This is a genomic window from Caulobacter sp. X, assembly GCF_002742635.1.
In the GTDB taxonomy this organism is placed as follows: Bacteria; Pseudomonadota; Alphaproteobacteria; order Caulobacterales; family Caulobacteraceae; genus Caulobacter.
On sequence record NZ_PEGF01000002.1, the window covers coordinates 1,018,419 to 1,032,323 of the forward strand.

Annotated in this window: 13 protein-coding genes; 8 read left to right on the top strand and 5 right to left on the bottom strand. The window is 68.4% G+C overall.

The genetic code is table 11. The features are described 5' to 3' along the window. The first annotated feature begins 271 nt into the window (after window positions 1-271). The 4 genes from CSW60_RS17125 (at window position 272) to CSW60_RS17140 (ending at window position 2,132) form a co-directional block, all read left to right on the top strand. Window positions 272-598 (top strand): DUF736 family protein, encoded by a 327-nt coding sequence (locus CSW60_RS17125; protein WP_099538427.1) that lies wholly within the window; start codon window positions 272-274, stop codon window positions 596-598. Between the two features lie 181 nt (window positions 599-779). Next, window positions 780-1,031: a helix-turn-helix domain-containing protein gene (locus CSW60_RS17130; protein ID WP_201723080.1), complete on the top strand. Its 252-nt coding sequence runs from the start codon at window positions 780-782 to the stop codon at window positions 1,029-1,031. Continuing rightward, on the top strand, window positions 1,024-1,545 hold the full coding sequence (locus CSW60_RS17135) for a S26 family signal peptidase (protein WP_099538428.1): 522 nt from the start codon (window positions 1,024-1,026) through the stop codon (window positions 1,543-1,545). Before CSW60_RS17130 ends, CSW60_RS17135 begins: the two co-directional genes overlap by 8 nt. After that, window positions 1,533-2,132, top strand: coding sequence for a lytic transglycosylase domain-containing protein (locus tag CSW60_RS17140; protein ID WP_099538429.1), 600 nt, complete (start codon window positions 1,533-1,535; stop codon window positions 2,130-2,132). The genes CSW60_RS17135 and CSW60_RS17140 overlap by 13 nt, the downstream gene beginning before the upstream one ends. A 63-nt stretch (window positions 2,133-2,195) precedes the next feature. Here CSW60_RS17140 and CSW60_RS17145 read toward each other — a convergent pair whose 3' ends face one another. The 3 genes from CSW60_RS17145 to CSW60_RS17155 all read right to left on the bottom strand — a co-directional run bounded on the left by CSW60_RS17145 (window position 2,196) and on the right by CSW60_RS17155 (window position 5,011). Next, window positions 2,196-3,722 (bottom strand): IS66 family transposase, encoded by a 1,527-nt coding sequence (locus tag CSW60_RS17145; protein ID WP_062095310.1) that lies wholly within the window; start codon window positions 3,720-3,722, stop codon window positions 2,196-2,198. Window positions 3,723-3,794: 72 nt separating this feature from the next. Next, complete coding sequence (gene tnpB, locus CSW60_RS17150) at window positions 3,795-4,148, bottom strand: IS66 family insertion sequence element accessory protein TnpB (RefSeq protein ID WP_062095312.1); 354 nt, start codon at window positions 4,146-4,148, stop codon at window positions 3,795-3,797. Continuing rightward, entirely contained in the window at window positions 4,145-5,011 is an 867-nt protein-coding gene (locus CSW60_RS17155; RefSeq protein WP_062095314.1) for a transposase, read from the bottom strand. Before CSW60_RS17155 ends, tnpB begins: the two co-directional genes overlap by 4 nt. Window positions 5,012-5,313: 302 nt before the next feature. Between CSW60_RS17155 and rlxS the strand changes: the two genes are divergently transcribed. The 3 genes from rlxS (at window position 5,314) to CSW60_RS17170 (ending at window position 9,987) form a co-directional block, all read left to right on the top strand. After that, window positions 5,314-7,305, top strand: coding sequence for a relaxase/mobilization nuclease RlxS (gene rlxS, locus CSW60_RS17160; RefSeq protein WP_062093397.1), 1,992 nt, complete (start codon window positions 5,314-5,316; stop codon window positions 7,303-7,305). Window positions 7,306-7,402: 97 nt separating this feature from the next. Then, window positions 7,403-8,626, top strand: a complete 1,224-nt coding sequence (locus tag CSW60_RS17165; protein WP_062093396.1) for a hypothetical protein — start codon at window positions 7,403-7,405, stop codon at window positions 8,624-8,626. Window positions 8,627-8,805: 179 nt separating this feature from the next. Continuing rightward, window positions 8,806-9,987, top strand: coding sequence for a reverse transcriptase family protein (locus tag CSW60_RS17170; protein WP_062093395.1), 1,182 nt, complete (start codon window positions 8,806-8,808; stop codon window positions 9,985-9,987). A gap of 44 nt (window positions 9,988-10,031) precedes the next feature. On the opposite strand, the gene CSW60_RS17175 is transcribed toward CSW60_RS17170, so the two are convergent. Both CSW60_RS17175 and CSW60_RS17180 read right to left on the bottom strand, forming a co-directional pair. Next, on the bottom strand, window positions 10,032-11,063 hold the full coding sequence (locus CSW60_RS17175; RefSeq protein WP_062093394.1) for a nucleotidyl transferase AbiEii/AbiGii toxin family protein: 1,032 nt from the start codon (window positions 11,061-11,063) through the stop codon (window positions 10,032-10,034). Then, window positions 11,056-11,649 (bottom strand): DUF6088 family protein, encoded by a 594-nt coding sequence (locus CSW60_RS17180; protein ID WP_062093393.1) that lies wholly within the window; start codon window positions 11,647-11,649, stop codon window positions 11,056-11,058. The genes CSW60_RS17175 and CSW60_RS17180 overlap by 8 nt, the downstream gene beginning before the upstream one ends. A 212-nt stretch (window positions 11,650-11,861) precedes the next feature. Here CSW60_RS17180 and CSW60_RS17185 point away from each other — a divergent pair, with 212 nt between their 5' ends. Continuing rightward, window positions 11,862-13,901: a conjugal transfer protein TraG gene (locus CSW60_RS17185; protein ID WP_062093392.1), complete on the top strand. Its 2,040-nt coding sequence runs from the start codon at window positions 11,862-11,864 to the stop codon at window positions 13,899-13,901. Window positions 13,902-13,905: the final 4 nt, after the last annotated feature.

The following is a 13,905-nucleotide window of genomic DNA, read 5'->3' on the forward strand; positions in this document are numbered from 1 at the left end:
GACACGAACCCACGACGATGGCTTGGACCCTATGGGCGTCCCGTCCCGCCTCGAACCGTCGCGCCGAACTTTTTTCCCCGCCGCGCCCAAGACAAGAGGGCGCGGCTCCTCGCGCCCGCTTCGCTGCAAAAAAGCCCGTCGCTCGGGTCCTGCGCTGCGCTGCGGCCCTCCGGACCTCAAGGGTCCTGCGGGTCAAGGCGGGCCGGGCCGCCCATGACGGGCGCCTGTCGCCGGGGATCGGCCCCGGCGGATCGCTGAAAGGACCCCCGCCATGACCGCCACCCTCGGCCACGTCACCCGCTCGGAAACCGGCGCTTTCAAGGGCCAGCTCCGCACGCTCAACATCCGCGCCGACATCGAGATCGTGCCCGTCCGCGACAAGCCCTCGCCCGCCTATCCCGACTACCGGGTCGTGGCGTCCGGGATCGAGATCGGCGCCGGCTGGAACAACGTCGGTCAGGTCAAGGGCCAGGAATATGTCGGCCTGACCCTGGCCCATCCCGACATCGGCCCGCGCACCTACAAGGTCAAACTCGGTCGCGCGGCCGGCCAGGACGACGACGACGTCTTCGCCCTGATCTGGAACCCCGAGGACTGACCGGCCCCGCCCTCGCGCCGCCAGGCGCGGGGGCCACCGCCCGCCCCAGGAGAGGGGGAACGAATTTCAAAGGCGCGTTTGCGTACGTCCCGCCCGCGCGCTGGGCGCGGTCTGCTCGCCCCAGCGCGGCCCAACCCCATCCCGCCACCGCCGCGCCCCAACAGGAAAAGGGAGCGCGGCGATGATGGACGAAGACGACGCGATCAACCGGGCCGCCCGCGCGCGCAAGGGCAGCCCGTTCCTCAACACCGCCCAGGCCGCGCACTATATCGGGCTGGCCGAACGCACGCTGGAGACCATGCGCGGCCAGGGCCAAGGCCCGGCCTTCCGGCGCCACGGGCGGTTCATCCGCTACCACATCGACGACCTGGACGCCTGGTCGCGGCGCAACGGTTCGCGCCGCGACGCCGAGCGCGAGGACCGCCATGTTTAGCCGCTGGCTCACCCCGCGCGGCCAGGTCCTGGCCGGTCTTTCCGCCGGCGCGCTGGTCGCCCTGGCCGCGCCGCTGGTCTTCGATCCCGCCCCGCGCCTGGTCTGGAACGCCAGCGCCAGCGCGCCCGTCGGTCTCTGGCGGATCAGGCCGGGCGCGCCGGTCCGCGTCGGCGATCACGTGCTGGCCGAGCCGCCGCCCGCCGCGCGGCGCCTGGCCGCCCAGCGCCGCTATCTCCCCGCCAATGTGCCGATGATCAAGGCCGTGGCCGCCGTCTCGGGCGACGAGGTCTGCGCGGTCGGGACCTCGATCACGGTCAACGGCCGGCCCTTCGCCATGCGCCGCGCGGCCGACCGCCGGGGGCGTAAGCTGCCGTGGTGGTCGGGGTGCCAGCGGCTGTCGGGCGGTGCGGTCTTGCTGCTCAATCCCGCGCCGGACTCGTTCGACGGGCGCTATTTCGGGCCGGTGGGCAAGGGCGCGGTCATCGGCCGGGCGACCCCGCTATGGCTGCCCTGATCGTCCTGGCGGCGGTCGTCGCGGCAAGCCCGGCGACGCCCGAACGTATCGAACAATGGCGTCCCTGGATCGCCGAAGCGGCCCAGCGTTTCGACATTCCACAGGCCTGGATCGTGGCGGTGATACGCGCCGAAAGCGGCGGGCGAACCCACCTCGACGGCGTGCCGATCACCTCGCGGGCCGGGGCGATGGGGCTCATGCAGCTGATGCCCGGGACCTATCGGGAGCTGGCCAGGGTCCACGGTCTGGGGCCTGATCCTTACGATCCGCGCGACAACATCCTGGCGGGCGCGGCCTATCTTTCGGCCATGCGCGCGCGGTTCGGCTACCCCGGTCTGCTGGCCGCCTACAACGCCGGACCGGCCCGCTACGCCGCCCACCTGGAGACCGGCGCGCCGCTTCCGGCCGAGACCCGCCGCTACATCGAAACCCTCGCCCAGATCCCCGGCGAGACGGCCTTGCCGCCCGCCGTGCTGTCGGGGACGCGATTGTTCTTCCTGCTGCAAGCGGCTGGACCGGACGCCACGCCCGCGCCGTCGGCCGGGCTGTTTGTCCCCCGGTCGGCGCGGGGCCGGGAGACGCCGTGATGGCGGTCGGGTTGCAGGGACGGGAGGGGGAAGGAAGGTAAGCGTCCGGCCGCTGCACGTCGGTCAGGTGTTGACGTGATTTCCGCTCTTCCAGGCCCAGGGCAGCAGCTCGTCGAGGCGGTTGACGGGGTGGCCGTCGACCATGCGCTCGAGCACATCGCGCAGGTAGGCGAAGGGCTCGACGCCGTTCATCTTGGCGGTCTCGATCAGCGATCCGACCACGGCCCAGCGGTCGCCGCCGCCGTCCGAGCCGGCGAACAGGTGGTTCTTGCGGCCCAGGGCGATAGGCCGGATCGCGCGCTCGACGGGGTTGTTGTCGAGGTCGATGCGGCCATCGGTGAGGAACAGGCTGAGGGCGTCCCAGCGGCCCAGGGCGTAGCGAATGGCCTCGGCCAGGGCGCCGCGCGGCGGCACGCGGGTGAGCTGACGTTCGAACCAGGCGTGCAGGGCATCGACCAACGGACGGGAAGACTCCTGACGCGCCGCCCGTCGCAGCGCCGCCGACTGGCCGCGCACCTGGGCTTCGATGGCGTAGAGCTCGCCGATCCGGCGCAACGCCTCGACGGCCACGGGCGCCTTGGTGGACTCGGCGATCTCATAGAACTTGCGCCGAGTGTGCGCCCAACAGGCCGCCAGCTTGACGTCCCCGGACGCCGTCAGCGGTTCGAAGCCGGCATAGCCATCGACCTGGAGAACGCCCTTGAACCGGCCCAGATGGGCGGCCGGGCGCTCGCCCTTTCGGTCCGGCGCATAGACATAGACCGTGCCCGGCGGCTCGGGTCCGCCCCAGGGTCGATCATCACGGGTGTAGGCCCAGAGGCGCCCGGTTTTGGTCCGGCCCCGGCCAGGATCCAGCACCGGGATCGGCGTATCGTCGGCGAACAGATGGCCGCTGGCGAACAGGTTTTCGGCCAGCCTGTCGTGCAGGGCTTGCAGCCACCAACAGGCTCCGCCGACCCAGCCGGCCAGTGTCGAGCGTTCCAGATCCACGCCATGCCGAGCAAAGATCTTGGACTGCCGATAGAGCGGGGTGTGGTCGCAGTATTTGCTGACCAGCACCTGGGCCAGCAACGCTGGCGTGGCCAGGCCGCCGTCGATCGGTCGCTCCGGCGCCGGCGCCTGGACCACCGTGGCGCAGGCCCGGCAGGCATACTTGGGGCGCACGATCCGGATCACCCGCATCTGCGCGGGGACCCAGTCCAGCATCTCGCTGACGCTCTCGCCGATGCTGTGCAGCGCGCCACCGCAGGCGCAGACCGGGCTGGCGATATCGATCAACCGGTCTTCGCGCGGCAGGTGGTCGGGGAGCGATTTGCGCTTGGGCTGAGCCCTCGCGGGCGCCGGCAGGATGTCGGGCCGGCGCGCTTCGGCGGCGGCCAGATCGGTCTCGACATCCTCCAGGGCCAGCGCCAGTTGATCGGCGTCCAGGCGCTCGGACCGGCGGCCAAACTGGGCGCGCTGGAGCTGCTTGATGATGGCTTTGAGCCGCTCGATCTCGCCGTCCCGCTCACCGACGAAGCCAGCCATTTCGCGCACCAACTGATGCAGCAAGGCCGTGTCGGTAGGCAGGTTTTCGAGATCCAGCCGCATGCCCGATTCTACTATTTTCGGAGTCCGCGACCAAGCACTTTCCCCTTATTTGACAGGGGTTTTGGCGTGGTTTCAGCCGGCGATGGCGGGCCTCCAGGTGCGCTCTGGGAACCGCCAGTCGATGCCTTCGATCAGCATGGCCAGTTGTGCGGGCGTGAGCACGACGCAGCCGCCTGGCGTGGTGATATGGGGCCAGATGAAGCGCCCGCGTTGCAGTCGCTTGGTGAACAGGCACAGCCCCGTTCCGTCCCAGTAGAGCAGCTTGATGGTGTCGGCCTTTCGTCCCCGGAAGGCGAACAAGTGGCCCGAGAACGGGTCTTCCTTCAGCAGGTCTTGCACCAGCATCGACAGGCCGTCGAAGCCCTTGCGCATATCGGTTTGACCCAGCGCCAGATGCACCTTCACGCCGGAGGGGATGATCATCATCGCGCCGCCTCCCGCTGGGCCACGTACCGTCGGACCTCGTCCGGATCGCTCCCGGGCGGCGCGAAGACCCGGCGTCCGTCGCCAAGATCGACCGCCACCGCGCCTTCGGGAATGGGCAAGGGGATGCCCGCCGTGGGCGCCTGGCCCGCTGCCTTGAGGCCTTCGCCAACCAGGCGAACGCGAGCCAGCCGGGCGCGCTGGTCCTGGCCAAGGCCCATCTGGGCGCGCCACCGGAACACCATGCTGGTGACCACGCCGTGCTTCCTGGCCACCGCGCTGACCGTGGCGCCGGGCGCCTGTGTCTCGGCGACGATGGCGCGCCTTTGCTCGTCGTTGAACGTCCGGCGGCTACTCCGACCATCACCGTCGCGGACGGTCCTGGTCGCGCCCGTCAAGCCGGATTCCGGCGTCCGGGCCTTAGCACTAGTGCTTCGTCTGGGGCCCACATACGGGCGGGCGCTGGGATGAACGAGCTCTCGCCAATCGATCCCAAGGGGGTCTTCGTCCAGGCGTTGACGCCACTGACGCAGCGACGACGGTGTCAGTCGATGGGCGCTGGCGTACTCTGCGGCGCTCAGTCCGCTCCACAGTTGGGCCTCGACGTGCATGGCCCAGAACGCCTGCACGGCCCTGTTGCGGACCTCGCTGGCGGAGCGTCGCGGCGGAGGCTTTCGCTTGCTCGAAGGCTTGTGCTGCAAGGCGTCGGCGTCACCGATCTTCTTCAGCCAACTGCTGAAGACGCCGGGTTTGAGCTGGTGCTCGCCGCAGTACGCCGCGCGCGACAGACCGCTCAGCCGCCAGGCCTCGATGTGGACCGCCCAGTAGGTCCGCAGTCCTCGGTTTTGGTAGCGCTTCGACGCCACGGCCGACCTCCCTCGATCATCAGGAGCCCGACATGGTTCGTCTCATGGAAGGAGAACAAGAGTGCAACAACCGAACGCAAACGAAGGAAGCGCGGGTAAGGCAAGATAAAGCACCGGTGCCATCCCTGCGGTCCTGTCGCCTCAAGGCCTTGTCTGCACATCGTTTTCTTAGATTGCGGCATGGCGCCATGCAGACGGAGTTGGCGCCATGCAAGACCTAAGCGCCTGACGTGAAACGACAATTCATAGCGCCAATTTCGGTGATCGGCGCGATCGGTCATAGGACTGGCGGGAGAGTTGCCATGGTCCAGAACGACGATTTCGAGCCACGCCTGGGCAAGCCTCGGGCGCTGGGCTCCAGGCAGGGCAAGAGCTACCTGTCGCGGGTGCTGCGCTCGGCCATGCTGGCCAGCGGCGGGGTCTTCGGCAAGGCGCCGCGCAAGCTCAAGTTCACCGGCGCGCGGATCGGCAAGGGCGCGGGCGTCGCCCGGGTGCTGTCCTCACGCGACCGGTTCGCCGCCTACCGCGCCCGCCGGGTGATCGTGAAGTTCTCGATTCCGAAGCTTGCCGGCAAGGGCCTGGACGCGGCCCGCGCCCACATGCGCTATGTCCAGCGCGACGGCGTCACCCGCGAGGGCGCGCCCGGCCAGCTCTATGACGCCGCCTCCGACAAGGCCGACGGCCGCGCCTTCATCGACCGGGCCGAGGCCGGCGGCGACGCCCGGCAATTTCGGTTCATCGTCTCGCCCGAGGACGGTGCCGAGTACGAGGACCTCAAGCCCCTGACCCGCCGCCTGATGGCGCGGATGGAAGCCGACCTCGACACCAAGCTCGATTGGGTGGCCGTCGATCACCACAACACCGGCCACCCCCACACCCACATCATCGTGCGCGGTCGCGATGACCAGGGCCGCGAGCTGGTCATCGCCAAGGACTACCTGACCCAGGGCTTGCGCGAGCGCGCCGCCGAGCTGGTGTCGCTGGACCTGGGACCGCGCGCCGACCACGAGATCGAAGGGCGGTTGCGGCGCGAGGTCGATCAGGAGCGACTGACGAGCCTGGACCGCGGCCTGCTGCGCGACGTCGACGAAGCGGGCCTGTTCTCGCCGCGCCATGTCGATCCGCTGCTCTATTCCGTCCGGGCCGGGCGGCTGCAGACCCTCGCGCGCCTGGGCTTGGCGCAGGAGCGCGCGCCGACCCGCTGGCGCCTGGCCGACGGTCTGGAAGACACCCTGCGCCGCATGGGTGAGCGCGGCGACATCCAGAAGACGCTGTACCGTTCGCTGGAGGCGGGCGGCGTCGCGCGCGCCCCGGCCGATCAGGTCATCTACCAGCCAGGGGGGCCGGGTGCCCGACCATTGGTCGGCCGCCTGGTCGCGCGCGGCCTGTCGGACGAGTTGAAGGATCGCCATTATCTGGTCGTCGACGGCGTCGATGGTCGCGCCCACTATGTCGAGATCGGCCGGGGCCTGGCGGTCGAGCCGATCCCGGAGGGCGCGGTGGTGGCGATCGCGCCGCGTCCGGTCGAGCCCCGGGCCGTCGATCATACCGTGGCCAGGATCGCCGCCGTCAACGACGGGCGCTACAGCCTCGACCTGCACCTGGCCACCGATCCGACCGCCTCGGCCGCCTTCGCGCAGACCCATGTCCGAAGGCTCGAGGCCCTACGTCGGGGACGCGCCGGGGTCGAGCGCCAGGACGACGGGACCTGGATCATCGCCGCCGACCACGTCGAGCGGGCCGGCGCCTACGAGAAGAAGCAGGCCCAGGACGCGCCCGTCGTGGTCCGCACCCTGTCGGCCCAGCGGCTCGACCAGCAGGTCGGCGCGGTCGGCGCCACCTGGCTTGATCGCGAACTGATCGCCGAGGCGCCCGAACCGCTGCGCGACGCCGGGTTCGGGCGCGACGTGCGCCAGGCGTTGGCCCAGCGTCGCCAATGGTTGATCGAGCAGGGCCTGGCCCAGCAGGAGCAGGACCGGGTGATCTATCGCGCCGGCCTCCTGACGCGTCTGCAACGGCGCGACCTGATCGCGGCGGCCGAAGGCCTGGCCCGCGAGACCGGGCTGGCCTTCTCCGAGGCGCGGCCGGGGCAGCGGGTCGAGGGCGTCTATCGGCGCGCGGTCGACCTGGCCAGCGGACGCTTTGCGATGATCGAGCGCAGCCGCGACTTCACGCTCGTGCCGTGGCGTCCAGCGCTGGACGGCCAGGAGGGCCGCGCCGTGTCCGGCGTGCTGCGCGAGGCCGGCGTCAGCTGGACCATTGGACGCGGGCGGGGCGGCCCCGCAATCGACTAGGCGGTGGGTTGCGTCCCGCAACTCAACCGGGCACTTTCAGCAAAGCTCGATCTCGCGCGTCGAGGCGATGCGTGTGCTCCATCCAAAGTTTAGCGCCATGACCTTCCTGTCAGGCATATCCCGATCGGCCGAATGGCTCCTGCAATTCGACGAGTCCGACCGGGAAGCCGCAGCCTCTCTCATCGACGAGATCCTGCTGGTCAGTGGAGAGGCGTTTCAGCGCGGAATGCGGCGGCTGCTGGACGAGGTCGTCGCGTCTAGGCCATCGGCGGATGGAAAGATCGCCCTCTATGCCGAGCGACCGGTCAAAAAGGTGTTCGGCAAGATTCCCGCGTTCTTTCCTGACTCGCGTCACGGCAAGGCGACGGGCCCCGGCGTGCAGCCCGTTCGAGCCGATCCTCGCGATCAGGAGATCGGCAGCGAGGGCGTGGTCGCCCAGCTGATTACCGACTACTGCCGACAGAACCCCGAGGTGGCGCTGTCCCATCCCGGCCCGGATAAACTGAGGGCCGATCGCGTCGGCCATATCGTGATTGTCACCGACTTCATCGGATCGGGCAAACGCGTCCACGACATGTTGGAGGCGTTCCGGTACGTGGCGACCTTGCGCAGCTGGCGGTCGGGCGGGCGCCTGAAGTTCACGGTCGTGGCCTATTCGGCTTTGACCGAAGGCCTCTACATCCTCGAGAACCAGAAGTTGAAGCCTCAGGTCCGCCTGGCCGTCGGATGTCCGACCTTGTTTGGCGGGTTCGGCCGATCGGCTTCGGTCAAGATGGTCGATCTGTGCCGCCGCTATCCGCCCAGGCGAAACAACCCGTTCGGCTTCCGAGGCGGCGGGGCCCTGATCGCCTTCGCCCACGGCTGTCCGAACAACGCGCCCGCCATGCTCTGGAGCCGGGCCGACGGCTGGAGACCACTGTTTCATGGCCGCAGCACGGCCGCGACGGTGGAAGCCTTTCCTGTTAGCGAGACCCAGGCGTTGGACGAGCGGGCCCAACGTCTGCTCGGGGTGCGCAGCGCCCAGGAAGCCCTCTCGGCGCCGACCACGAAATTGTGGGTCTCGACGATGATGGTGCTAGCCGCCTGCGAGGACGGCGCCAGAGATGCCAAGGCGGTTTCGGGGCGCTCGAGTCTGGGCGTTGCCGAGACGGAGTCGATACTGCGCTTCGCGCAGGTCGCGCGATGGCTGACCGACAAGCTCACCATGACGCCGCTGGGGCGAAAGGAGCTTGCGCGCCTGCGTCGGCGAGGTCGGCGGCGACCGGTGCTTCCCAGCAAGGACAGTCCCTTCTACTATCCCAGTCAGCTGAGGGTTCCTTGAGGGCAATTAGGAATGCGCCGCGAAAGCGGCGATGGGCTTCTTCGCGGAAGCCTAGGGCGTCGGATTCTCGGCGCTCGTCTCGCGTAGCTCTCTTTTCATGCTGCGCAATACTGCAAGCCTTTCCTGGCGGTGTCTTGGGTGCGCCTTGCAGTATTACCCACCGGAGTGGGTCGAAGTAAGTGTCGTCCTGGAACCCTCAGCACTATCGTTTCGATGGCGAGCGCCAGGGCGTGCCCGGCGCGGTGATCGACTCCGCGCTCGCGATCATGGAGCGGATCCGGCGCGTCGATCCGCGGATGACGCCCGTCTTCACCCTGCGCCACCTCAGCGAAATGACGGGCACGCGCTACGGCCTGTTGCGCAGCGTCGTCGCGCGTCGGACGCACCCCTACAAGGTCTTCACCTTGAAGAAGGCGATCCCCGGACGCACACGCGTTCGCCTGATCTGCACGCCCAATCGGGAGCTTAAGACGACGCAGGACTGGATCGTCCGCAACATCCTCCAACACACCCGCGCCCATCCTGCGAGCTACGCCTACCACCCCGGTTCGCGACCTGAGTTCGCCGCGAGGATGCATTGCGGCTGTGATTTCCTCCTTAAGGTCGATATCGAAGACTTCTTCACCCGGGTGACAGAAGGTAAGATCTGCGAGGTCTTTGAAGGTCTTGGCTATCCGGACCTGATCGCCTTCGAGTTGGCCAGACTGACAACTGTCGTGGCGTCCGGCGGCAAGAGCCCCAGCGTTGACCCGGCCGTGCGCTGGCCAACTATCAAGGCCTATCAGCACGCTGCGGAAGGTTTCCTACCTCAAGGCGCACCGACCAGTCCGATGCTCTCCAATCTGGTCATGCGCCATCTGGACGATCGGTTCGCGGCGATGGCCGCTGCGGCGAACATGAAATACACGCGCTATGCCGACGACCTGGCGTTCTCGGCCCGAAAGCCGCACACGCGCGCCACGGTGGCGGCCTTCAAGCGCAAGGTTCTGCGCGAACTGTCGGAGGCCGGCTATAGGCCGAACCTGCGCAAGACGGCCATCCGCGGACCAGGCGCGCGCCGGATCGTCCTTGGCATGCTGGTCGACGGACCCGAGCCCCGGCTGTCGCGCGAATTCAAGGATGATCTGCGCCAGCATCTGCACTACCTGGCCAGCGAGGATTTTGGTCCATCGCGACATGCGGAACGGCAAAAGCTCTCCGTGTCGACCCTCTATCATAGGGTCCGCGGCCTGATCGGCTGGGCGATGCGGGTGGAGCCGAAGTTTGGGGCCAAGTGTCTGGCGCAGTTCGAGGCCGTGGCTTGGCCGCCGATCGACATTCGATCGCCGATCAACGCCATCGACTGGGACGAGTTGGCTTAGGCCAGGCGGTCGTGATCCACGAGAGCTTTCTGTCGATTGGCAGCCTACGGCGTGGCGCTGGATCTGGCCGCGTTGGCCTTGTCCTGCAGGCTCTGGCATCGCGCCATCAGCGCGTCGAAGGGCTCGGCGACGCCGTCCAGATAGCCGGCCTCGATCATGGCTTGGTAGTCGGCTTCGAGCACGGCGCGAGCCTCGCCCTCCGGGACCAACCGCAGGCCGCCTGCAACGGCCGCCCCGTAGTCGATGACTTCCCCGGCAGGATCGGCTTCGATGAAGAACTTGGACTTGTGGTCAGCCACGGCCTTGGCCAACTCCGGATCCGCGATGGCGACATCGGCGACGCCGGCCAGATCCAGCCGCGCTAGGTCGTAGCAGTGTCGGGCAAAGCCCGCCCCGCCCTTGAAGCGGCCTTGAACGCAGAAGACGTGAACCGCCGTGGCCTTCTCCCAGAAGGTTCGTTCGGCGGTCATCACGCAGGGCGTGGCCGCAGGAAACTCCAGCTCTTCGAAGGCCTTAGCCAGATAGCAGTCGACCGGACGCGGTGAGGCGGGCTGCCCGGTGGCGCGGGCGCCAAATTCCAGCTTCACTCGGGGGCGCACATAGCCGGGGTAGTCGGCCGCGGTCTCGTAAACCACGAGCAGGTCCTGACCGTCCTGTTCGACGTGAGCGGGAAGGCCGTCAGCCGCCAGGCGTTCGGCAAGGTATGGTGCGACCGTATCGCGGATGAAGCGTGGCAAGAGACGTTCGCGCACGCGTCGCGAAACGCTCTTGGCCTCTTCAGGCGTCAATTGGGCCGGGTCGCCAAAGCGTGGGTCGCCCGTCAGCTTGCCGATGTCGTAGGTCAGGTCGACGTCTTCGGAAAACCGGTCGATGATATCGTAGGCCTTGGATAGCGACGTGCCGCCCTTGAACACCAGGCCGTCGGCGAACGGCGCGGCGAAGAGCGCCTCGAGTGTCCAGACGACCCAGACATCCTTTTCGAGCAGATAGGACGCACGTTCGAGGCCACGCCCGGGCGCGGCCTCGAGCACCTCGCGACGATCATCCCGGGAGAGGTTCAGGAACCGGTCAGCCACGCGCCAGGCTCGAAACTTCCTGAGCCAGCCATGTGGGCAGACGACCTCGCAGGTTCAGGAGGGTCTGCACGGTCTCGGCCGGTAGTCGGCGCTTGAGAGCCTTGAGCGTTTCGGCGGCGCGTTCAGGGCCAGCCCAGGCGAGTGCACGGACGGCGTCGCCGGCCGGCTGGCCGGGCAACAGCAACTCCCAGTCCCGGGCGTGGCGAAGTTCGAGCTGTTGGCCCCCGATCTTCAGTCCCCGGCTTTTGCCCGAAGTGAGATAGATCGCCTTCATCGGTGTCTGGGTGGTCAGGCCCAGGGCGTTGGCGGCCGCCGCGCCATGGCTTGCGATGACCTCGCCGGTGGTGCTGGAAATCGCCTGCACCACCGTGGCGGCGGAGGGCGTGCGGGGGCCGTATTTACCCTGCCGAGGACGAAGGTAGAGGCCCCGACCGATGCGGCTCAGCGCGCCCGAACGCGACAGACGCACGAGCGCCTGATCGACGGCGGCGCGCGATCCCAGATGCAGCAACTCCTTGGCGCGAAGCGTCGTCCCTTCGGGCGCGGCTTCGGCGTGGGCGAGGATATGATCTGCGAGCGCGGACATGACAGTCTCCTTGTCAGAAAGTATCACATATTTTCTGACAAGCGCAAGACTGGCGCGCCCCGCGAAGATCCGCCCAGACTGAACCCGCCGGACAAGACGGCGCCTAGCGCGTCCTAGCGCGGGCCTAACCGCCATAAGCGATTCCGGGGCGCCGCCTGAGCCTCTCCTGGCCCTGATCCGCATGCCGCGGCGCAGGGCTCGGGACCCGGCGCATGACGCCCACCAAGCTCCTCATCGGCCAGATTCTCGCGGTCTTCGCGATCATGATGCTGGGCGTCTGGACCGCGACCCAGTGGGCAGCGGCGATGCTCGACTACCAGGTCCAATTGGGCGCGCCCTGGGCGACGCCGTTCGGCCAGCCGCTCTATCGCCCCTGGCAGCTCTTCGACTGGTGGTTCCACTACGAGGCCTATGCGCCGTCGGTCTTCAACAAGGCCGGCCTGCTGGCCGGCGCCAGCGGATTTCTCGGCTGCGCCTGCGCGATCGCCGGCTCGCTGTGGCGGGCGCGTCAGACCGGCCAGGTCACCACCTACGGATCTTCGCGCTGGGCCAGCCGCCGTGAAGTGACGGCCGCCGGATTGTTCCGGTCGAAAGGTGTGTTCCTCGGCCAGTTGGCTGGCCGCTACCTGCGCCATGCCGGCCCCGAGCATGTGATGGCCTTCGCCCCGACCCGATCGGGCAAGGGCGTGGGCCTGGTCGTCCCGACCCTGCTGTCGTGGACCGGCAGCGCCGTCGTCCACGACATCAAGGGTGAGAACTGGACCCTGACCGCCGGCTGGCGCTCGACGTTCTCGCACTGCCTGCTGTTCAACCCGACCGACGCGCGGTCGGCTCGCTACAATCCGCTGCTGGAGGTCCGCAAAGGACCCGACGAAGTCCGCGACGTTCAGAATATCGCCGACGTGCTCGTCGACCCGGAAGGCGCTTTGGAGCGCCGGTCGCATTGGGAAAAAACCAGCCACAGCCTGCTGGTCGGGGCCATCCTTCACGTCCTCTACGCCGAAGAGGAAAAGACCCTCGCTCGGGTCGCCACCTTCCTCTCCGATCCTCAGCGCTCGTTCGCCCACACCCTGCGGCGGATGATGGCCACCAACCATCTGGGCACGCCGGACGCGCCCAAGGTTCACCCCGTCGTCGCCAGCGCGGCGCGCGAGGTCCTCAATAAGTCCGAGAACGAGCGCAGCGGGGTCCTCTCCACGGCGATGTCGTTCCTGGGCCTCTATCGCGATCCGACCGTCGCCCTGACCACCAGCGCCTGCGACTGGCGGATCGCCGACCTCGTCGACGCCCCAGTCCCGGTGACCCTCTACCTGGTCATCCCGCCATCTGACATCTCCCGGACCAAACCGCTGGTGCGGCTGGTGCTCAACCAGATCGGCCGTCGCCTGACCGAGCGCCTCGAAGGCGACCCGGCCAAGAGCCGCAAGCACCAGCTCCTGATGATGCTCGACGAGTTCCCCGCTCTGGGGCGCCTGGACTTCTTCGAGACCGCCTTGGCGTTCATGGCCGGCTACGGCATCCGCGCCTACCTGATCGCCCAGAGCCTGAACCAGATCTCCAAGGCCTATGGCGAGAACAACGCCATTCTGGACAACTGCCACGTCCGGATTGCGTTCTCCTCGAACGACGAGCGCACCGCCAAGCGCATCTCGGACGCTCTGGGTACGGCGACAGAGCTGCGCGCCCAGCGCAACTATGCCGGCCACCGGCTCTCGCCCTGGCTCAGCCATGTCATGGTCAGCCGTCAGGAGACCGCTCGGCCGTTGCTGACGCCCGGCGAGGTCATGCAGCTGCCGCCGGACGACGCGCTGGTCCTGGTCTCGGGTCTGGCGCCGATCCGCGCCAAGAAGCTCCGCTACTACGAGGACGACAATTTCGCGCGCCGTGTCGCCGGGCCTCCGACGCTGGGTGATGGCGGCTATGTCGATCGTCCGCCGCCGCGTGGCGACGATTGGGGCGGACAGGTGCGTGGCCCTCACGCCGAACTGGCCGGCGTGGTCGACGCCGAGGCCCTGCTGGATGAGGAGGGCGGTCTCCAGCAGCAACGCCATCCTGGCCTCTCAGAGGACGCCACGGTCCGGCCGAGCGGCGAGGATGTCGAGCTTGGTCTGGGTTTGGGCGAGGACGACGGCGACGTCGCCGCCGACCGCGCGGCCATGGCCCGCGCCCAAGCCACCGCGCCGCTCGCCCGCGCCCACGCCATGAACGAAGGGGCCGGTCGTGGCGACGACGACCTGCTCCCGTCTTTCTGAGGGG